Origin of the sequence: Segatella copri (assembly GCF_019249795.2) — a bacterium.
In the GTDB taxonomy this organism is placed as follows: Bacteria; Bacteroidota; Bacteroidia; order Bacteroidales; family Bacteroidaceae; genus Prevotella; species Prevotella copri_B.
Genome location: NZ_CP156891.1, coordinates 2,857,806 through 2,877,616, shown reverse-complemented (window position 1 = coordinate 2,877,616; position 19,811 = coordinate 2,857,806). Strand labels below are relative to the sequence as shown.

Genomic DNA, 19,811 nt, shown 5'->3' with positions numbered 1-19,811 from the left:
AATCAAAAGAAAAGAATTATGAAGAAAGTATCAAATGACATGAGATGGTTCGTTGACCGAAATTCCGTTATACAATGTTAAATAACATATTTAAAATGCATATTCTTAAACAAAAAGTTGCCATTTTGGAATGAAATTAGTATTTTTGCAGCAACAGTTCCTGCCACGCCTCTTCTTGAAAGCGTACCACGGCAGGACTTCGTGTTTTATATTATACTGAAGTAATATGCAGTACACAAAACAAGCAATGGATTTTTATTGTCAACTTGACATTTTGAAAGAACGCGGGCTGACAATCGAAGATGAAGAAGATGCTATAAAATTTCTTCATTCTGTAAGCTATTTTCGTTTTGCGAACTACCTACAACCGATGGAACTGAATACAGAATCACATAGATTTGCACAAAATAGCAGTTTCACTTTTGCTACTAATTTATATGTCTTCGACCGTGAACTTCGTTCTTTGATTTTTACGGCAATCCAAGACATAGAAATAGCATTCCGTACTCGAATCATCCATTATTTTTCAATGGAACATGGTCCGTTTTGGTTCATGGATGCCAGCAAATTTAAGAATCAAAGTATTTTCAATTCTTGCCTTGACAATATAGCAACCGAGGTAAATCGTTCAAAAGAAGATTTTATTTCAGAATACTACAACAGCTACACGGCTCCCTCATTTCCACCAGCTTGGAAAACTTTGGAGGTTGTTTCCTTTGGTACACTATCCAAATTGTTTTGCAACTTCAAAGACAACTCTGTCAAGAAGAAGGTGACAAAAGAGTTTCTACTTCCACAATATCTATATTTAGAGAATTGGATAAAATGTATTGCGGTGTTAAGAAATGCTTGCGCTCATCATGCTCGCATTTGGAACAGACGTTTTCCAACAATGCCTATAATGCCCAATTATTTACCTTCTCAATGGCTTATTACCGGCAATTTTCGTCCCAATAAATTGTATCCTCAACTGTGTTGCCTTGCATATTTGGAACAATCTATAGCTGCAAATGGAAGTTTTTCCAAACGCCTTTTGAAACTCATAGATAAAAGTGAGATTGTAAATACTCGTTCTATGGGATTTCCACAAGAGTGGAAAAACGAACCGTTGTGGATTATAAACGGATAGGATTGTCCGGTAACTTAATTAAGTGAAACGGAAGAGAAAGATAGATGAAACGATTCACAAAGAAGGGTACCCATCTGTTCTGCATCTCAACGATGAAATGTTTATCATCGTCGGTAACACAATAGATATCAAAGATGCAGCCACGGAGATCATTCGTTTCTCCAGGCAGTTCCTTATCCTTTCAGCTGCTGTAACTGGCTCTCCGACAATCCTGTTATTTCCATCACCGTGGCAGCATCCATACCATTCGCCAGCATCTTTCTGGCAATCTCAAGGCTTCGTTTGTTCATGCCCTTCTCCATGCCTTCAGCCAAGCCCTTTTTCATTCCTTCAGCCAGTCCCTTCTCCATGCCTTCAGCCAGGCCCTCTTCTTTACCTTCTCGCTTGGCGGTATCAATCGAATTCTTGATATCACGATATGCCATCTTGCTGGCTTCATACTCCCGCTGCTCCTGTGGAGTGAATTTTGCAATCTCGGCTTCTTCGAAGAGGCGATCGAAGACCTTGTCGCATAACGCCTTAGGGCGCTGAGTAAGCTTGTAGAGGTTCTTCAGGGCATAGAGCCACTTGTCGTAGAGCGTTTCCAACTCATCAAGCGACTTGTTGAACTTGGCGATTTCCACATAGATAAATTCCAGCTTATCGTAGAAAATCTTGTGCGTGGCAGTATCGCACAACTGCACATGATGGCGGATTTCTTCCTTATTGAAGGCTTCCTCGTTCATGTTAAAGTTGAGCAGAGCAATTGTGTAAACATGGTTGAGCTTGAAGTCCCATTCACTACCCTTAGGAGCCTGCTCACGAACCGGAAAAGTGGAATAGAACAGGGCACGGTCCTTGAAGTATGTCTGGTATGCATTCTGCATTTCCACGATAAACTTCTCGCCGTTTTCTCCTTCGCAATATACGTCAAAGATGGCCTTGCGGTCGGTATAGATGTCGCCCACGTTCTCCGGATTCAGATACTTCACGTCCTTAACAACCTGTCTTCCATTGAACAAGCTGTTGAGGAAACAGATCAGCAAATCCTTGTTGGGAGCTGATCCAAAAATTCGCTTGAAACCGAAATCGGTCAGCAAACTGATATATCTTTCTTCTACCTGCTTCATAATCCGTAGATATTATTGTTTCGTTTATGTGAGCAAATTTACGACTTTATTTTGAAACACGCAAGGAATTCATAGAAAAGTTTTAGAAAAAGTTATCAGATAGTATTGGGGATAGCAAAATCTTTACTTTTTTACCTTTAAAAATCCCATAAAAACCTCAGCGACGAGGAGCAGATACGCAAAATCAAGTTCCTGCCGACCTGCTCAATGACCCAGAGATTGGAAAAGCCGTAGAAGATCTTGAAGTTTCCGGCTTTACAGATGCCGAACTCAGAGCCTACGACAAGTTTTGGGATTCGGTAAGTGTTGAAAGAACCCTTATAATAGCGGAGATATTGATGACAAAAATTACCATATAATCAAGGGTCTATACGCCACCTTTTCATCGTGGCATATAGACCCTTGTCGTTTCCCGTGAGGCGCAATGTGTACCAAACCTGTTAATTATAAGATCTGTACAGGTCGAAATAGTTCATCATTTCTCGCGCTGTGCGAATCGGCAAGCCTCGATGAGTTTCTGCTTCAGCTTGCCACGGCCAGCCATCACATTTTTATTTTGCTTCAACACGCTGCTAGGCCAGCCATTCTCGAAGCAGGTCACACAGAGATACTCCGAGGTCTGGGCATCTTGGTCAACTGCCTTGTCTATCTCCTTCTTAAACTCGTCGTCCAAGTCGTTGATGATGCCATCATGATCCTTGCCGTCCTCGGTCTTCTTGCTCTTCAGTCCTTCCGTGATGGCACCCATCAGTCCGCCCATCACCTCCTTCACGGTCTCCTTTGGTATCACGCTGACCACCTCGCAGGAGATTGTGTAGTTGCCATTCTTCTCTAGGCTGGCATTGATATAAGTGTCGTTGGCGTAGCTATCCTTGGTGGCATCCTCGTGCTCGTGATGCTCGCCCACGGCATATTGGTTTCCGTGCCAGGCGAAGAGCAGTTTCAGCTCCTCCAGGTAGCCCTCCACCAACCCGTCGGTGTTAGCCTGGTTGCCTATCTTCATGAAGTCAAGACCTATCGCCTTCTTCATTGCCTGCATGATGGGCATGGCGGCGATGTCCTTCATGCTCGCCTTGAAGAGAGCCTTTGCCTGCTTCTTGATTTTCGAGAGATTGGTAATCTTGGTGATGCGACCGTATTCATCGGTTTCAAAGTTGACGGTGGTGCCTATCACGCTCTTGGCGGTGCGCTCCGCTACCATAGCCATCATCTTGTCCCGGAAGTTGTCACCCACCGAATCGGCCTTTACGTCCAGGAAGGTGTAGCTCATCTTATAGCCCTTGCTGGTGGAATCGTTTACCACGAGGCGCACCTGGGTGGATACGCCGAGCGTCTTCACTGTGTCCTTGCCGTTCACCTTCCACTCATTCTCATATATCCAGTATTCGCAGGTGTCGCCCTTGCAGAAGTAGGCCACCACATTCACCACCGAGTCTTCGCCAGCTGTGTCCACTTCCAACGTGTCGGAGTTGTTCGATAGCCATTGACTATCAGCGATTTTCTTGTCAATCGATACCGTGTCCTCTACCTTAGGCGACATTTCTCCGCCCTTCACGATGCCATGGTTGGCGAGCAGTCCGCAAGCTATCATGCAGCTCATCACTATCAACGAGATTTTCTTCATAAGTTCATTTTTTATGTTGTTTATTCTTTAAGTTTTTATTCCTCGCTGCAAATTTACGATTTTTTTTCATACCTGCAAGAGTTTTCTTAGAAAATTACGCTAAAAACTGCCGAATAGCTTAAAATGAGCTATTTATGAGTCTTTCACCTCAATAGAGGTAATGATTTGGCAACAGTCCTAAATTCTGCTATCTGCATACGTTTGCTGCCTAACAACTCTTTTCGGCTGCAAAAATACAAAAAAATAATGAATCTAAGAATTTTATTAAACAAAAAATATCAAACAGAGTAATATGTTGCAAAAAGCACGGTCTTACTAGTAGTCTGTAAAGTCTAAAAGTTGAGTAAAACGTCGTTCGTCACATACTGATGATTGATGAAATATCACACGTGCCTTACTAAACTTTTAGACTTTACAATCTACTAGTTGTTTATTTTGCGAAATACGTATTTACAACATTTGTTGTTGTATTTTGCAATTTTAGCAACTTGTCGGTAAATTCTAAAACTTTAAACTTAACAGGGAAAGTTTTTGTACCCTTTCCTTCTGATGGAAAAATAACATAAAATGTTTCTACGTTTTCCTGCTGTATTAAGTATGGCTTCTCTATAGTATGAGTCTGTCCATTAAAGGAGAAACTAGTTGTGTATGTCGTATCTTTGAATATAAGATTCGAAGTATAAGACTTTCCTTTTGGCAATTGCAACTCCCATTTTTTACCTTTTAAGCTGTCGATTTTAAATGATTGTGCATGAACTAATTGCCCATTTAGGAACAATAGAGAAATAAAAAAATATTTAAAAATTAACTTCATATTTATTTAATTACTTTATACCTGTTAATACTATATTATAATCTTGTAAAAAATACCCAGCATTAACTGAGTACATACAAGCAAGCTCAGGGTCCATATAAATAGCAGCACCCGTATTGGAGTTATATCCTACACATAACACATTATGGGCAGAGCTTTCTATTTGGCTATTTACATCAGTCATGACGGGATGCTTGGCATCTATTGCAGACTTATAATTTGTAAATGTTTGAGTTTTAAAGAAATGTGTTACAAAAGGCTCGATATAATCCAAAGAAACACCATCAATCAAAGGATTTGAATTATATGTTTGTGTACTCCATAATTGATGTTACGCAGGCATTAGGTATTTGCTTTGCCATTGTTGTTGGCAAACTACTTTTGACAAAGACATCACCTTTTGTTTTGAATATTTTGTCGGGTTATAAATTATTTGAGTGGAAATCTGTTCTTTCGACACATTGTCTGGCTCGATTAAATCAGTCCCTTCACATGCGACCAAAAAAGTCACAGGAATAAAAAATAACAAATGTTTTATCTTCATATACATTTTCCTTTCCAAATGGTTTCGTCATTCAATTCTTGCACTTGTAGCAACCATTTTTAAACCTACAAGATTCTATATTTTTTTGCAAATTTACAAAAAAATATTTTAAGTGTTGAAAAATTAAAATTATTTATCCTTTTTAACAATCTATCTTTGTTTGTTTTTATACACAACTACTTCTCTTGTCTTGTAATTATTTGGATGCAAAGTATGTTTAATGGTTAAGTTTTTCGAAAGAAGAGCATTTTTTGTTTTGCGTATAATTTACGTTAAATTTTATAGGATTAAAGTACAATGATAACATTTTTACTCTATCTTTGCAAAATAAACATTTAATTTTCAATAGTTATGAAACATTTATATGGTTCTTCTCAAATTTTGGTACATTTATGTATCTAAGTTTGAGGAGACCTTTATCTGCAAAAGAGAAATCGATGCTCTTCCACCCATAATTCGCTTTGCGGTCTTTATCTTGTTGACCGAACCTTCAAGGATTCCATTGTTCAATTTGCTAGCAATAGAATTATTGATGGCGGAATAGTCCTTAATCAGTCCTTTGGCAAACTTTTCCATTTTCTCATTACCACATCCTATGACCATGTTAATCCATTTGTACAAGTTCATTTTGACCTCTCCGCTCAAAATGCCTTGAAATGTTGTTATATAATAGGCTAAATCGGTAACATGCAAGTCCTGCAGAAACAATCTGACAGTCTCCGTCTTGGTTTTCCAGTTGAAGTGAACTATTGAATTCCAAAGGTCATACTCTTCGTTCCTGATAGTTGCCTTTGCAAGAAATGCCTTGTAGGCATCATCGTATGCCTTCCAGTCTTCCTTCCATTTTCCTCTCAGTAGAAAAAGAAGTCTTTTCAGTATTTCTTTCTTCTCTGTAGAATGTAACCCCTTGGTAACCACAGAGTAATCCAATGACTTTTTACAGAGAATCCTATTTGTAATAGATTCTATGGCTTTGTAAGCCCTTAGTTGCGTTGGGTTGAGCAAGTCCTCATATTTGGTGTTCCTTAGCTTTCCCATCTTAAATCCATCAAACCCTGTTTTGTCATGGATTTCACTCAAAGTCAGTCCTTGCCTTGCATAAAGATCCATGAAAGTGTTCCATTCAGTCATTTTCTTGATTCTTCTTGCATCCTTGCACATCGATTCCAAGACTGCATATATGCTGTTATAAAGCCAACCTCTACTTATTTGTGGCTTAATGGGACCAACTAGACCTTGAGTCAGCAACTCCATTCTCTTATGCAAAAACTCCTGCAGAATCTTTGGAAAGACTGCGCTCGTCAAGTCTTCAATGACATGGAATTTGTCTGTGATAGCATGTGCTGATGGGGCTCCTTGCTTGATAGCCTTAATGAAGCATCGTCCCCTATCACGAGTGATAGTATTGACTTTCTTGTATTGTTTCAAGACATTTGCCACAATCGAAGAATCTCTAGAGTCTATCAGTTCCAAAATCTCGCCTGTGTCATGGTCTACGATAACACTGCCATAGGTATGTCTCTTTCTCTTGGCAAAGTCATCTATGCCTATATTCCTGGCAGTCCTGTCTGGAAGTCTTTGGATCTTTTTCAAATGATTTATGCAAGTATTTGGACAGCAAGTGATTCCCATCTTTCTCATGACCTTGGAGGTCGACACAGATGACATATGTATATGAAGCAGGTTCATCAACTCTATGCATCTTACACTGAATCTTGCATATTTGTTTAGCCACTTCGTCTGTTGCTCTACAAATATATGTTTATCAGACTGGCAGTAAAAACGGCGCATGTAAAGGGTGAGAACAAACCGTTTACACCCTAAAGGACACATCGTGACCGTTCTCTTTTGCCAGCCACGGGTATGAGTGGTTTTCTTGCCACAACGGTCGCAGAAGGCATGGGTAGCCGTACTCACGAGAACCATTTTGAGTTCCGTGGAAGAGAAGTCACAACTTGCGATAAAAAAGCCATCTATGGCAGGAAAAATGTCCATAAGAAGTTTTTCTCCGACCGTAGAAGCATTTATATCGGATTTTATTTGGTTGTTTCTTATCTTTTTTATAATTTTGCATCTGTTAGCGATTGTATCCATTGTAAGTCATATTTTATGATCACTTTAAACTTACATATTTTTGGAGACAATCGCTAATTTTTTATATTAAACTTTCTCAAAAATATTGCTCCTTCATATAAAATATGGGGCTTTGTACTAAAATTTGAGAAGAACCATTTATATTTTTTTCTTATAGTGTCATTCTGTTCATCATTACTCAGTTGCACTAATGATGACAGCTTTCTCGCTCATGATTTTGAGACTCAGCAAAATCGTGCTTTGTCTATTTACACCGGAAACTACAACATCTATCAGATTGCTAAAAAGGTGTCATTACCATCGGCTTCCACAACCAAATTAAACTCAGTAATAACAAATTGCTGTAACGACTATCCTGTTATTAAGTGGCTACATAATTATGCAAAAGATAAAAAATACAATTTTTCAGATGTAAATATTACATCTAAAGGCATGAATGGGAATCCTGCTGCCTATGACCATAGTACAAAAATCCTGTCATTTTTAACAAGCAATGCTATAAATAACACAACTTATCCAGAAGAGTTCATACATATGAACCAAGATAATGTGTATTTTGGAGGAATTGGCACATATGAAAAAACTGCCATGCTAAATATAGAGTTCGAATCAAAATTCATTGTAAGCGGCTCCGCGTTTATACCTTGCCCTTTATCGTAAAAGTTCTTACCTTTGCACCATAATTTTAAAAGCAACGAAATTATGAGAGCAACAGAACGTTATGAGAGGGCATGGAATGCCTTCCAGATTCATTTGAATCATAATCCAAAAGCCAGTTTGATTCCTTTTTTAAAGGAACGGCATGTAAACCATCGCTCGATGCATAGATGGATGTCAGAGAAAGGTTATTCTGTTAGGTTAGCCAAACAGCAGATTCGTCTGCTTCAGGCCGAAGCCCGTAAGGAATGTTCCGAAGCAACAGCCAAGGACACTGGGATGATGTTCCTTCCCATGGAAATGCCATCCGATTCCGTCTGCCCGGAAAATTATCTTTTCGGCATAACCTTAACCTTTCCCAATGGAACGATAGTCACCATCAAGAAAGGTAGTGCCAAATCAGTCATGCATCTGATGAAACTTTACGAGAAGGAGGACTTGCTATGTTTGGATTAAACGAAAACACCCAGTATTACGTCTGCCAGCGATATGTCCGAATGAACATGGGCATAAATGGCCTGTACCAGATTGTGAGGACGGAGATGGAGCTGCCGCCACTCGGTGGTGCCGTCTTCATCTTCTTCTCCAAGAACCGCCAGCAGGTAAAAATGCTAAAATGGGATGGCGACGGTTTCTTGCTGTATCAGAAGCGACTGGAGCGAGGAACCTTTGAATTACCATTCTTTGATCCCCAAAGCAAACAATGCAAAATGCCGTACAAGACGCTATCTGCCATCATGAGCGGAATTTGCCTGAAAAGTATGAGATATAGGAAACGGCTTAATCTATAGGCGCATAAGATTATATTTAATGAACTGTGTATCAATAAGATAGAAAAATAAATATCTAAAAATCCTTGCATATCTCGATATTTTTTCGTACCTTTGCACTATGAAAAAGGACGAAATTATAGTACTTTTAAAGAAACAGCTTCAGCTTGCAAACGAACAGCTTCAGCAAGCTAATGCTACGGTGAGTTCATTGACTACACAGGTCAACGAACTCATTGAACGTATAAAGTCATTAGAAGAATTACTCGTCCAGAAAGGAATCGCCATTGACAAAGCGAATCGTCAGAACAAGGCACTCGGCAAGCTCGTTTCAGGCAAGAAGTCCGAACGTCAGGAAAAGAATCCACAAGACTCGATGACCCAGGAGGAATTTGACAAGAAGAAAACAGAGCAGGCCGAAAAGAGAAAGGCACGCAAAAACAACGGAGCCAAGCGTGACATGCATTACGAGATGAAAGAGGTGCATGTTACGATAGATCCAGTCATGGATGCAGAGTTTTTGAAGACGTTGCGTCTCTTCGGAACTCGTACCTGTATACGTTACAGCATGGAACCCATCAAATTCATCAAGACCGTGTATCACATCAACACTTATACTGATGGAAGTATCATGTATCCGGGGAAAACTCCGCCGGCTCTGTTGTTGAATTCTTCCTATTCACCTTCCTTTGCAGCAGGACTCCTGCAGATGCGATACATCTATTCCATGCCGGTAGAGCGAATCATCAAATACTTTGCCGACAATGGGTTTACGTTAAGGAAAGCCACGGCAAACAAACTGATTGCCAGAAGTGCCGATGTACTGGAAAACTTCTATAAGGCTATCTGCCAAGTAGTGTTGCAGCAGGATTATGTCTCGGCAGACGAGACATACCATAAAGTGCTGTTAGCCAAGACAAAGCCTACGGACAAGGGTTCGAAGAAAGGCTACTTCTGGGCTGTAAGTGCGCCTAAACTGGGACTTGTCTTCTTCGTATATGAGGATGGATCACGCTCTGAGCAGGTCATACTTAACATATTCTCTGATTATAAAGGTACCATACAGAGTGATGCATATGCTCCTTACCGGAAACTGGAGTCGGATGCTTATCCTGACATTATGAGAATCGCCTGCCTGCAGCATGTCAAGAGAGATTTCATCGACTGCGGCAAGGAAGACAAGGATGCTCAGGAGGTCGTAGATATCCTCAACAGATTTTATCGAGAAGACAAAAAACATAAGGTTGGGGTAAATGGATGGACCGTTGAAGACCATCTAGCCTATCGGCAGTCATATGCACCGGACATTTTGCAGGATTTATTGGAGAAACTGGAGGAAATATCTTCCAGGAAAGATTTGCTGCCCAAGTCTACCTTGGCGCAGGCGGTCGGCTATGCCCTTAATGAATATAATGCCATTTGTGACATCTTCAAAAGAGGTGATACGGCTCTCGATAACAACTACATTGAGAGAATCCAGAGATACATATCACTATCTTTTACCTTTGCACCTGGAAACAAGTTTAAACGAATTGGTTAACGGGTGTTAAGGTGAACTGTATGTCACTCTAGAATATCACTATTTTTTGATTCAGTCCTTCGCCAAGCCAAATGTTTTCTTGTTTCCATTTAATGCTAAAATGTCAATAATATGGATAAGGAACTTTACTTTGGCGTAGATGTCTCCAAGAAGACTCTCGACCTTGCTTATTATGATGGTGAAACCATCGACTGGAAGAATGCTCATATTAAGGTGAGCAATGATGATGCTGGGTTCAAAAAGATTGGCTCCTGGGTCGCAAAGGTAGGAAAAGACTTCGATACCTTTTTGTTCTGTATGGAATATACTGGACTCTATAACCAAAACTTCAGATTATGGCTGGAATCCAAAGAATATATCTATGGTATGGTGGAACCTCGCAAAATGCATCGCTTCGAGCCAGACTTGGATGATGACCAGCGCTCTCTAGACCGTATCAAGACTGATGAACTGGATGCTTTCAGAATAGCAATCTATTGTGAGCAGAACCACAAGAAGATTCTTCGCAATCCCTCCAAACTTCCTTCACCTGTCTATTTCAAGTTGAAGAGATTGCTGGCAGAGCGTAAGCAGAACACCAAGCAGTCAACTCTCTATAAGCAGCAGCTTCATGATATCAGCGCATACGATACAGACTTATCCGTTGAACGCAAGAAACTCCTGCTGAAGAACATGCAGGAAAACCAGAAAGCAATAGACAAAGAGATTGACAGCTACATGAATGAAGATACAAGCATCAGAAAGAATTACAATCTGCTGACCTCCATTCCTGGCATTGGTCGCATCATAGCGTTGGAAACCATTGTATTGACGGAAAATTTCACTGCAATCAGCAATCCTCGCAAATATGCCTGTTACATAGGAATAGCCCCTTTTAAAAAGGAATCTGGTACCTCAGTAAGAAAGAAAACGGGGGTTTCCAAGAAAGGCTTTTCTGAAGCCAAGGCAGACTTATCCATAGCTGTCCTTTCCGCCATAAGGAACAATCCTTCAATAAGAGACTATTGGATACGCAAGAGAAAGGAAAAATGCGGTGGCATCGTGCTCAATGCCGTCAAGTTCAAGCTGGTCCTTCGTATGTTTGCCGTGATAAAGCGTGGAACACCATATGTGGAGACAGATGCATATAAGAACTAAAATGCAGCAAAAGTGAACTATCGCACTTCTTAGAGCATAACTATTTCCCGACTAAGTCTTTTGTCTGCGTTTTTTTCACTACCTTTGCCGGAGCATCTGAAATGGAAGGAACTCCGGACGGGGGTAGTGAACTATTTTGTCTTAGACAAAGACCTTTCCCTGATCTAGTCTCCCCAGCCTGAAATGCCAGGTCAAGTGCCGTTTAGGGAATTAGCCGTGGAAGCTTTTAAAAGATGTGGCTTACCCTGACATAGAGAGCTCCTTCCTACAAAATGCGGTACAAAGGTATGAAAAATAAATCATTTATCGGCATCGACATCTCAAAAAATGTCATTGACGTATCAATTTTCTGTGAAGAAACCCCAATTAAGGACTTTTCTCACGATGTATTCAACAATTCCCGCAAGGGATTTGGCGAAATGTGCACATGGCTCAAGAAGAATCATGTGGTTCTCTCGAACAGTCTCTTCGGAATGGAGTTCACCGGCAGCTATTCCATGGAGCTGGAGAAGTTTCTTAATACCAGGAACTATCAGTTCTGCATGCTCTCCACCCATGTGGTAAAGCATTATCCCATGGGGCCCAAGGACAAGAGCGACAAGATTGACTCTGCCAAGATTGCAGACTTTCTCTATCGCTATAATGGTACTGAATGTGTCAAGCCTTATAATATGCCTGACAAGACCATGCAGAGACTCAAGGCACTGATGAATGAGCGTAAGTTCCTGGTGGAACAGCGTACATGCTTCATGAACAGAAGACAGCTATGCATCACAAAGGAAGATGCCCAGTTATATGATGGCTACATCAAAAAATTCAGCCGTGACATTGAGAACATCGAGTTGGAAGAACAGAAGTTGCTGGCTACAGACGATAGCCTCTTGTCTACTTACAAGAATCTTCTGACAATACCGGGAATAGGCTTCGTCAATGCCATAAATGTCATTGTCATTACCCGAAACTTTACCGCTTTTGAAACAGCAAGGCAATATGCCAGTTATGTCGGCGTGGCACCGCACTTCCGCACTTCAGGCACCAGTGTGAAATGGCGTCCCCGACCTTCAGCACGCTGTGATGGTCAGGCGAAAGCAGATCTATCCATGGCGGCCACAGTTGTTGTACAATATGATGCAGAGTTACAATCATTTTATAACCGTAAATTAGGAGGTAAGCAAGATTCAGACACAAAACGCAAGGCATTGAATGCCGTTAAGTTCAAACTTGTTCTCAGAATGTTCGCTATAGGTAAGCAGAACAGAAAATGGGAACCGTTGGATTCAAAGAGCAGCAATGAAAAACTTGCAATATCATAAGTCCGAAACAAGTGAACTATAGCAGTCTGTGCTACTGCCATTTAGAGTCTTGTAAAGACACAAACACGGATAACTAATTAGGAATCTAGCCACACGCTATTAAAAGAACGAGTTCCGTGTTGATTTGTAACAGAAAAATCATTTTTGACCATTTCTGCTACCGATATTTTAGTGCCTGTATGTTCCAAAATACCTCTTTTGTATTTATTAACACAAAAAGTTGCTCAAAAATTTGGCTATGTCTTAGGAATCAAGAAGAAACTCAATGTTCTTTGGTTCGCACGAAGGAGCAAGCCGGGCGGCTATCCTATATTCTATCGCAATCTCATGCAGGCTGAATGGCATTAATCTGTTTGAATACATATGCGACGTAATAGAAAAGACTGTAGAATGGCAACCCAATACCCCATTAGAAAAATATAGAGACTTACTTCCTGACCGATGGAAAAAGCAGCAACAGCATTAATTTAATCAGCTGTTACTGCTTTTTTTTGAATTATGCAAGGTATAAACGCGGAGCCGCTTACAATTCATTCAAGATGTTATTCATGCGCCTTATGGAACACAGTTAGTTGGTTCTGGCAATAAGTATTACAATTCATATATCAATTGGGTGTATTCATTTAATCCAACATCTTCATTTCCAAATTTTACCGCAGTAGAATCTGGTTATAACAATATTTCTTGGTGGCAATTTGCTCAGGACTTCAAGGAAAGTTCTCCTTCTCCTTACAAAGATTACGTTATGAGCAATGTGCTTGTAGCAAAACTTATAGATATTATAGGGAATAATTTTGGCAAAAATACAAAAAGTATCGCTTTGGCTAGTTCAAAAAACAGTACAATCTTACCCCAAAGTTTCAAATATAAAGGAAAAACATTTATAGTAAAAGAGAACATTATCAAAAATGCACAAAACAAAATCTCTTTTGCCAATATTGCTGTATCTAGTACTTTAAAAATCAACAAATGTATCCCTGTAGATTCTATAGTCAGACAAGTATTCTCAAAAGAACGTATAAAGTATCTAGCCGAAAGAAATGAAAAAATCATTTGCTTAACTGTATTTGATGGTCAAAGTGGAAAAATAGAAGAAGTCAGTTTTTCTCTGACTTTTGCACCTGATATTACAGAAAAGGAAATTTTTAATTTAGAGCAAATTATAAAAAATCAACTTTTTTCTTTTGAAGATACAAATACTCAAGAACATTATAGATTTGTACAAGCTATAGATTTTACATTGCTGAACAAATGATATAAACCTGTTGACGATTTCTTACTCGCCAACAGGTTTAAATTTAAATCACGCATACGTAGGGACGATTGCTGGATAAAAAACATTCAAATATATCTGTATAGGCGTTTAGAGCTTACAAAAACTTCACATAGAATATCAAACTGGTTGATTTTCAACAGAAGTGTTACAAGTGATACCTAAGACTTTTAGTGGTTTTTATGAAATAGCTGCACTATTTATTGCAAGATACACTCATTCTCAATGTTTTAGGTAGTGTGTACTAAATACCCATGCAGACAAATATATTTTGCTGCGTTGGCTCTTCTTAAATTTTATTACATTTATGTATATAGGTTTTGGGAGACATTTACCGCTATACATAAAATGGAGTTCTGGAGACTATCAAATGGTTCTTATCATTAATTAGAGAAAGATTTTGTACTAAAATTTGAGAAGAACCTTGCGCGTTTGTTCCTTGCTCCTTGCCATAAGATACAAATCTGATTATAATCGAAAATGATGATTTCTTCTATCTTTTGAGATATTCCATTGCTCCTTGAACCATTCTATAATAGGCTGTCTATTGATATACAAAAACAGTTGGTTCGGCTTGGTAGAATCAGAAAACACCTTGATTTCCGCATTCTCCACATTGAACTTTCTTCTGTGTTCCTCGGAATAGAGTGAACCGCTAAAGTTGAGTGCCTTTCCGGTCAGAAGCACTCCGATTTGCTCGACTGTGAATCCTATCTTCCTGCACAGGTCTTCCATTTGCAAGCGTGCCTCCAACATCGGGAACCAACGCTTGGCTTTGCGGATGATGTCGTTGAGCATCGTTACCTCCGTGGAGTGCTTGCTCTCCAAATTCGCGACCTCCGATTGGTGCTTCCGCTGCATCTCGTCAAGTTGTTTGCTGTGACTGTCCTCCGTTCGCTGAATTTTCTCATGGAGTTCGTCAATGTATTGCTCTCGGTCTGTCACAAGCTCGCACAACTTTCGGTTGTGTTGCTCCACCTCCTTCAATTTTCCACTACCCAAAAGAGAACCAATCTTCGACACAAAGGCAGTCTTGGCTTCCGTCTTGGCTGCCTGTAGCTTCTCCGTGTTGATTTCACTCTTGGTCTGTTTGAGCAATCGCTCCGCTTCCTCCACATCGGATTGCAGCAGTTTCATGCAGTTTTGGAGTCTCTCCGTCTCTCGTTTGATGTTGCGGTAATACTGTGTCGTGGTGGTATGTCTCGCATCTGATCCACGGACACCTCGCTTCAAGCCATACTTGCCCATGGCTTCAGCGTAGCTGTCGTGATAGCCAATCATTTTGTCTCGGTTGAGCACATCATCGGCAAACAGTCTCACGGCATTGGCTTTCTTGCGGTATGTCCGCTTGCCCTCTTCCGTAGGTTTGCTTCTTGCCTTTCTCCGCTCGCCTATCACTATTGGAACGATGGAGGCATGGAGGTGTGGCGTGTGCTCGTCCATGTGCAGAACAACCGAAACAACATTTTCCTTGCCAAACGTGTCTTGTAACCATTTCAAGCTGTCGTTGCACCAATCATCAAGCTGCCCATTGGCTGCGATGTTCATCATGTCCTCGTGCGTTCCAGACAGCATGGTTCTTATCACCCTCACCTGGTCGTTGGTTATCTTACGCTTGATGCCTGCCGTCTTGATGCGGTGGGCGATGGCTCTGTTGCCCTTGGCATCCCAGATAGCCTTGGTAACGCTCTGCTTGCAACTGAACTGTGCGATAGTTCCGTTGATTGTCACACGTCCCATGATAGGGACAATTCCGTTTCTCTCCTTGCTTCCATTTACATAGAAGACTGTCTTGAAAGTGCATCTCATAATTCTTACTTTTTTGTTCGGTGCAAAATTAAACTATGAGAGTTGCATGGCAAAGCCAAAACCTACGCAGAATGGGGAAATATGAACCGCCACCGTTAAAAATGCTTATTAGGGCGTTTCCATTGGGTAATGATTTGAAAGCGTTTCTACTTCTCTAATCTGCTTTTTCCTCATTTCCTTGTCACTGACAACTAAAGCCAAAGACTGCCACAACCACTTGAAACTCAAAACAAATGCTCTATTTTGCTATTTTTTGCCTTTTTAGGCGTTCTTTTCTTTTAAAAATTGAGAAAATGGGCAAGTTGTCAATAGAATCAGGAGAAGGATAGAACTGGAGAACGGGAGTATTGCAAGGAGCTACCGTAAAAAGATAAGGGATATCGTGAAACGCGACGTAAGGGATAGGAAAACAGTATCTTTTTACCGGCGATAATGACTCAGTTCCTCAGAACTCAGTTCCTCAGTTTTGTTCTAGGGGGTATACTTGATGGTTACAAATTGTAAGTAATTATATTTTATTATATATATAATATATATTATATATATAATAAACTTCTAAATTAAGATAAAAGTGAAGGGTCAGAGAAAAACTGAGGAACTGAGTTCTGAGGAACTGAGGGAGATTTCTTATGCCATTTTGTATCTTTCTATTTTATTGTAAACAAAGTATTTAAGTGCGCAACTCTATGTTTTCCTCTCTGAAAAAGTATGAGTCGCGGGGCGCAAAACGGCAAGTTAGATTGTTTAACAGGTTTCGGATTGAAAGTGTGCTGAAAATCGCGCCTTATCACACGCTGAAATTTGGTGGCATCGGGAAATTGCAGTATCTTTGCATCGTCGTTCGAAGAAAGGCTGCACTCGACAAAGCGTAACCCACAAAGTTAACAATTTATTAACCCTTTAAAAAATTAAGATTATGGAAGTAAAAGGAACATTGAAATATCGTAAAGTACAGCGCACACCTCAGACTGGTGAAAACGCAGGTAAGAAGAAGTGGTATGCGGCTGCGGTAACTGACCGCGAAGTGGACTTCGAGGGATTCGTATCGCATATCTCTGACAACGGCTCGCCTTACTCACGAGGTACCATCCACGGTGTGCTGATGGATGCACTCGACCATCTGCAGGAGCTGATTCTCGACGGCAAGAGCGTGCGTCTCTCTGACCTCGGATTGTTCTCCATCGGTATGAGCTCCAAGGCGGAGGATACCAAGGAGAAGGTGACGGCTGCCAGCGTGGAGGGCGTGCACCTGATTGTGAGAAACACGAAGAGCTGGAGCAATACTGAGCTGCGCAAGAAGTGCAAGATTCAGGAGTACGGCGGCAATATCGGCACCGACGGAGAGGGCACCACAGGCGGTGGTACTACCGGTGGCGGCACTGAACAGGGCGGCGGCGACGGCACCAGCCAAGGCGGTGGTACGCAGGGCGGCGGCGACGGGCTTGAATAAAGCCCTCGCCTGAGGGCGGCAAGTAGAAAGCTAGCGTATCCCCCTCGCCAAGTTAATATTAACATATAACACTTAACATTAAAAAATAATAATAAAGATGATGAAAGCAAATACCTGGAAAACGATTTTGCAGATTGCAATCTCCTTCCTCACAGCCATCGCTACTACGCTCGGAGTTACCAGCTGTAGCGTGTAAAAAAAAGATGTTTTTAAATTCTGATTCGACATAGCAAAGCCCCCGGTGCATCACGCATCGGGGGCTTTTTTTACTTTTTTACCTTTAAAAGCCTTTTTCCTTAAAAACTCCTTAAACTTTGCTTCTCTCTGCAATATTTTTAGTAACTTTGCACCCAAAAGTTAGTATAGAATATGAAAATAGGAATTATCGTTGCGATGGACAAGGAGTTCGCGCAACTCAAAACATTATTGACCGAATCGCAGGTTGAGAGAAAAAACTATAAGGACTTCGTTATCGGAAAGATAGGCAATAACGAGGTGGTGATGCAGCAATGCGGCATCGGTAAGGTGAACAGTACCATAGGTGCCGTAGAAATGATTGACAACTATCACCCTGACCTCGTCATCTCTTCAGGCGTGGCTGGAGGCGCTGATATCAACCTCAACGTGACTGAGGTGGTGGTGGCAACCAACTGCGTTTACCATGATGCCTATTGCGGCGAGGAATGCGAATTCGGACAGATTCTAGGCATGCCTGCTTTCTTCAAAACACCTAAGGAATATGTGGAGAAGGCACTCGCCATCAACAACCTGCCGGGCAACAGGCACCCGAAGATCCACGCCGGACAGATTGTGAGCGGCGAATGGTTTGTAGACAGCAAGGAGAAGATGCGCTCTATCCTGGAACACTTCCCTCAGGCGATGGCGGTGGATATGGAGAGCTGCTCTATCGCCCAGACCTGCCACATCTACAAGACGCCTTTCATCTCCTTCCGCATCATCAGCGATGTACCGCTGAAAGATACCAAGGCACAGCAGTATTTCGACTTCTGGGCTAAAATGGCTGAAGGCTCTTTCAATGTTACCAAGGCTTTCCTCGAAAGTCTGTAAACTGTAAATTATCAATTATCAAGATGAATAAGATTCCAAGTTTTACAATCAATCACAATAAGCTGCTCCGCGGCATCTACGTGAGCCGTAAGGACGAAGTAGGCGGAGAAGTCATCACAACATTCGATATCCGCATGAAGGTGCCTAACCAGGAGCCTTGTCTGCACAACGGTGCCATCCATACCATCGAACACCTGGCTGCCACCTATCTGCGCAACGACGAGGAGTGGAAGGACCGCATCATCTACTGGGGACCGATGGGATGCCTCACGGGCAACTATCTCCTTATCAAGGGCGACCTGGAGAGCAAGGACATCGTGGAACTGATGAAGCGCACCTTTAAGTTTATCGCCGATTTCGAGGGTGAGATTCCAGGACAGGCGGCAAAGGACTGCGGCAACTACCTGCTCCACGACCTGCCTATGGCGAAATATGAAGCCAGAAAATATCTGGATGAGGTGCTCTGCTGCATCAGGGAAGAAAACCTCATCTACCCTACCCAGGATTAGAAACAAAAAATATGGCAAGCTTACCACTTAAGCTTGCCATATTTTTCTTTATACCAAAGTTGCCAGCCATTGACCAGATTCTGCCATACTACATAGGCACCCGGTGCTACGGCAGCAAGAGGATTCAGGAAGGTGAGGGTGAGCCAGATGCCCACTACCGTATTCTTCTGTCCCAACGCCTGACCGGCACTGATACTCGCACCGAAATGCCTGCCTACCGCCTTGCCGATGGCAAACTGGAGGAGACATACCAGCAGCGGTACAAAGAGCAGCAGAAGCATCGTTACGCCCGATACCTCGGCATGGAGCATGTTGCGAACCGTTTCGCCCATCAGTATCGTGAGGTTGAAACACCACATATAAAAGCCTAAATCCTTTACATTCTTCACCTTATCCACCCATTTTGGCAGGAACCTGCGGCTCAGCAAGGCAAGCAGCAGAGGCACCACCAGCACGGTAGTGACATTGCGGAACACCATCGCACTCATCATGAGGAACGATACGTCTGCCCCTTTCTCTACCATCGGGAAAAGACTCGGAATGATGACCATCGTAAAAATGTTGGCGATGACCGTATAAGTGGTCAGCGAACCGATACTGCCGCCCAACTTCTCCGTAACCACAGCCACGGCGGCTGCCGTAGGACAGATGAAGCAGATGAAGGCACCCTCGAGAATCAGTTTGGTACTGTAATCTGAACCGAACTCAAAGATGAGCACCACCATCATCAATGCCAGCGAGGTACGGATGAGCTGGAGGATGAAATGCCACGCCTTAGGCTTCATCTCCTTGATTTCTATCTTACAGAAAGTAACATAGAGCAGTGAGAACAGCACTACCGGCATCAGACTTACCAACCTCGGACCACAATAATCGCCAATGGGCACCAGGAAGGGCACATTGGCGAATATCAGGTAGCCCAATGCTCCCATAACCAGGGAGCAGGGCAATGAAAACTTTCTAAAAAATCT

21 protein-coding genes and 1 pseudogene are annotated in these 19,811 nt (G+C 41.7%); 13 read left to right on the top strand and 9 right to left on the bottom strand.

What is annotated here, in order from left to right; genetic code table 11:
* Positions 1 to 226 precede the first annotated feature (226 nt).
* Entirely contained in the window at positions 227 to 1,129 is a 903-nt protein-coding gene (locus tag KUA48_RS11945; protein WP_256624510.1) for an Abi family protein, read from the top strand.
* Here KUA48_RS11945 and KUA48_RS11940 read toward each other — a convergent pair.
* The 7 genes from KUA48_RS11940 to KUA48_RS11910 all read right to left on the bottom strand — a co-directional run bounded on the left by KUA48_RS11940 (position 1,116) and on the right by KUA48_RS11910 (position 7,146).
* Complete coding sequence (locus KUA48_RS11940; RefSeq protein ID WP_334649367.1) at positions 1,116 to 1,256, bottom strand: hypothetical protein; 141 nt, start codon at positions 1,254 to 1,256, stop codon at positions 1,116 to 1,118. The genes KUA48_RS11945 and KUA48_RS11940 overlap by 14 nt on opposite strands.
* A gap of 46 nt (positions 1,257 to 1,302) precedes the next feature.
* Entirely contained in the window at positions 1,303 to 2,238 is a 936-nt protein-coding gene (locus KUA48_RS11935; protein WP_217756645.1) for an Rpn family recombination-promoting nuclease/putative transposase, read from the bottom strand.
* 475 nt (positions 2,239 to 2,713) lie between these two features.
* Positions 2,714 to 3,862, bottom strand: a complete 1,149-nt coding sequence (locus tag KUA48_RS11930; protein ID WP_218433661.1) for a hypothetical protein — start codon at positions 3,860 to 3,862, stop codon at positions 2,714 to 2,716.
* A 430-nt stretch (positions 3,863 to 4,292) separates the two neighbouring features.
* Positions 4,293 to 4,676, bottom strand: a complete 384-nt coding sequence (locus KUA48_RS11925; RefSeq protein WP_106812876.1) for a hypothetical protein — start codon at positions 4,674 to 4,676, stop codon at positions 4,293 to 4,295.
* A 10-nt stretch (positions 4,677 to 4,686) separates the two neighbouring features.
* Positions 4,687 to 4,968 (bottom strand): C39 family peptidase, encoded by a 282-nt coding sequence (locus KUA48_RS11920; protein WP_153139705.1) that lies wholly within the window; start codon positions 4,966 to 4,968, stop codon positions 4,687 to 4,689.
* A 39-nt stretch (positions 4,969 to 5,007) separates the two neighbouring features.
* Positions 5,008 to 5,220 (bottom strand): hypothetical protein, encoded by a 213-nt coding sequence (locus KUA48_RS11915; RefSeq protein ID WP_218433660.1) that lies wholly within the window; start codon positions 5,218 to 5,220, stop codon positions 5,008 to 5,010.
* Between the two features lie 390 nt (positions 5,221 to 5,610).
* Positions 5,611 to 7,146, bottom strand: a complete 1,536-nt coding sequence (locus tag KUA48_RS11910; protein ID WP_264949399.1) for an ISL3 family transposase — start codon at positions 7,144 to 7,146, stop codon at positions 5,611 to 5,613.
* Between the two features lie 456 nt (positions 7,147 to 7,602).
* On the opposite strand from KUA48_RS11910, the gene KUA48_RS11905 reads away from it, so the two are divergent.
* The 8 genes and pseudogenes from KUA48_RS11905 (at position 7,603) to KUA48_RS11870 (ending at position 13,986) form a co-directional block, all read left to right on the top strand.
* Positions 7,603 to 7,974: a hypothetical protein gene (locus KUA48_RS11905; RefSeq protein WP_218433806.1), complete on the top strand. Its 372-nt coding sequence runs from the start codon at positions 7,603 to 7,605 to the stop codon at positions 7,972 to 7,974.
* Between the two features lie 42 nt (positions 7,975 to 8,016).
* Entirely contained in the window at positions 8,017 to 8,427 is a 411-nt protein-coding gene (locus KUA48_RS11900; RefSeq protein ID WP_144021577.1) for a hypothetical protein, read from the top strand.
* Positions 8,415 to 8,762, top strand: a complete 348-nt coding sequence (gene tnpB / locus KUA48_RS11895; protein WP_117588063.1) for an IS66 family insertion sequence element accessory protein TnpB — start codon at positions 8,415 to 8,417, stop codon at positions 8,760 to 8,762. Before KUA48_RS11900 ends, tnpB begins: the two co-directional genes overlap by 13 nt.
* 100 nt (positions 8,763 to 8,862) lie before the next feature.
* Positions 8,863 to 10,281 (top strand): transposase, encoded by a 1,419-nt coding sequence (locus KUA48_RS11890; protein ID WP_369503260.1) that lies wholly within the window; start codon positions 8,863 to 8,865, stop codon positions 10,279 to 10,281.
* Between the two features lie 111 nt (positions 10,282 to 10,392).
* Positions 10,393 to 11,418 (top strand): IS110 family transposase, encoded by a 1,026-nt coding sequence (locus KUA48_RS11885; protein ID WP_218433791.1) that lies wholly within the window; start codon positions 10,393 to 10,395, stop codon positions 11,416 to 11,418.
* Between the two features lie 287 nt (positions 11,419 to 11,705).
* Positions 11,706 to 12,731 carry an IS110 family transposase gene (locus KUA48_RS11880; RefSeq protein ID WP_181993552.1) on the top strand — a complete coding sequence of 342 codons (1,026 nt, stop codon included), beginning with the start codon at positions 11,706 to 11,708 and terminating at the stop codon, positions 12,729 to 12,731.
* 250 nt (positions 12,732 to 12,981) lie between these two features.
* A pseudogene (locus tag KUA48_RS11875) lies at positions 12,982 to 13,197 on the top strand (IS66 family transposase); the annotation flags it as partial.
* A gap of 147 nt (positions 13,198 to 13,344) precedes the next feature.
* A complete protein-coding gene (locus tag KUA48_RS11870; RefSeq protein ID WP_217756418.1) occupies positions 13,345 to 13,986 on the top strand; it encodes a hypothetical protein in 642 nt (213 codons plus the stop codon).
* Positions 13,987 to 14,472: 486 nt separating this feature from the next.
* On the opposite strand, the gene mobV is transcribed toward KUA48_RS11870, so the two are convergent.
* Positions 14,473 to 15,813, bottom strand: coding sequence for a MobV family relaxase (gene mobV / locus KUA48_RS11865; protein ID WP_218432902.1), 1,341 nt, complete (start codon positions 15,811 to 15,813; stop codon positions 14,473 to 14,475).
* Between the two features lie 916 nt (positions 15,814 to 16,729).
* On the opposite strand from mobV, the gene KUA48_RS11860 reads away from it, so the two are divergent.
* The 4 genes from KUA48_RS11860 to KUA48_RS11845 all read left to right on the top strand — a co-directional run bounded on the left by KUA48_RS11860 (position 16,730) and on the right by KUA48_RS11845 (position 18,840).
* Positions 16,730 to 17,263, top strand: a complete 534-nt coding sequence (locus KUA48_RS11860; RefSeq protein ID WP_218432900.1) for an HU family DNA-binding protein — start codon at positions 16,730 to 16,732, stop codon at positions 17,261 to 17,263.
* Positions 17,264 to 17,360: 97 nt separating this feature from the next.
* Positions 17,361 to 17,459, top strand: a complete 99-nt coding sequence (locus KUA48_RS11855; protein ID WP_228112395.1) for a smalltalk protein — start codon at positions 17,361 to 17,363, stop codon at positions 17,457 to 17,459.
* A 173-nt stretch (positions 17,460 to 17,632) separates the two neighbouring features.
* Complete coding sequence (locus KUA48_RS11850) at positions 17,633 to 18,331, top strand: 5'-methylthioadenosine/adenosylhomocysteine nucleosidase (RefSeq protein ID WP_118151660.1); 699 nt, start codon at positions 17,633 to 17,635, stop codon at positions 18,329 to 18,331.
* A gap of 23 nt (positions 18,332 to 18,354) precedes the next feature.
* Complete coding sequence (locus KUA48_RS11845; protein WP_117587516.1) at positions 18,355 to 18,840, top strand: S-ribosylhomocysteine lyase; 486 nt, start codon at positions 18,355 to 18,357, stop codon at positions 18,838 to 18,840.
* A 20-nt stretch (positions 18,841 to 18,860) separates the two neighbouring features.
* Here the strand turns inward: KUA48_RS11845 and KUA48_RS11840 are convergent, their stop codons facing one another.
* Positions 18,861 to 19,772, bottom strand: coding sequence for a transporter (locus tag KUA48_RS11840; RefSeq protein ID WP_371833697.1), 912 nt, complete (start codon positions 19,770 to 19,772; stop codon positions 18,861 to 18,863).
* Positions 19,773 to 19,811 lie beyond the last annotated feature (39 nt).

Coding starts and splice junctions, on each gene's coding strand:
- KUA48_RS11945 (WP_256624510.1), top strand. CDS start 227: ATGCAGTACACAAAACAAGCAATGGATTTTTATTGTCAACTTGACATT.
- KUA48_RS11935 (WP_217756645.1), bottom strand. CDS start 2,238: ATGAAGCAGGTAGAAGAAAGATATATCAGTTTGCTGACCGATTTCGGT.
- KUA48_RS11930 (WP_218433661.1), bottom strand. CDS start 3,862: ATGAAGAAAATCTCGTTGATAGTGATGAGCTGCATGATAGCTTGCGGA.
- KUA48_RS11925 (WP_106812876.1), bottom strand. CDS start 4,676: ATGAAGTTAATTTTTAAATATTTTTTTATTTCTCTATTGTTCCTAAAT.
- KUA48_RS11915 (WP_218433660.1), bottom strand. CDS start 5,220: ATGAAGATAAAACATTTGTTATTTTTTATTCCTGTGACTTTTTTGGTC.
- KUA48_RS11910 (WP_264949399.1), bottom strand. CDS start 7,146: ATGGTTCTCGTGAGTACGGCTACCCATGCCTTCTGCGACCGTTGTGGC.
- KUA48_RS11900 (WP_144021577.1), top strand. CDS start 8,017: ATGAGAGCAACAGAACGTTATGAGAGGGCATGGAATGCCTTCCAGATT.
- tnpB (WP_117588063.1), top strand. CDS start 8,415: ATGTTTGGATTAAACGAAAACACCCAGTATTACGTCTGCCAGCGATAT.
- KUA48_RS11890 (WP_369503260.1), top strand. CDS start 8,863: ATGAAAAAGGACGAAATTATAGTACTTTTAAAGAAACAGCTTCAGCTT.
- KUA48_RS11885 (WP_218433791.1), top strand. CDS start 10,393: ATGGATAAGGAACTTTACTTTGGCGTAGATGTCTCCAAGAAGACTCTC.
- KUA48_RS11880 (WP_181993552.1), top strand. CDS start 11,706: ATGAAAAATAAATCATTTATCGGCATCGACATCTCAAAAAATGTCATT.
- mobV (WP_218432902.1), bottom strand. CDS start 15,813: ATGAGATGCACTTTCAAGACAGTCTTCTATGTAAATGGAAGCAAGGAG.
- KUA48_RS11860 (WP_218432900.1), top strand. CDS start 16,730: ATGGAAGTAAAAGGAACATTGAAATATCGTAAAGTACAGCGCACACCT.
- KUA48_RS11855 (WP_228112395.1), top strand. CDS start 17,361: ATGATGAAAGCAAATACCTGGAAAACGATTTTGCAGATTGCAATCTCC.
- KUA48_RS11850 (WP_118151660.1), top strand. CDS start 17,633: ATGAAAATAGGAATTATCGTTGCGATGGACAAGGAGTTCGCGCAACTC.
- KUA48_RS11845 (WP_117587516.1), top strand. CDS start 18,355: ATGAATAAGATTCCAAGTTTTACAATCAATCACAATAAGCTGCTCCGC.
- KUA48_RS11840 (WP_371833697.1), bottom strand. CDS start 19,772: ATGGGAGCATTGGGCTACCTGATATTCGCCAATGTGCCCTTCCTGGTG.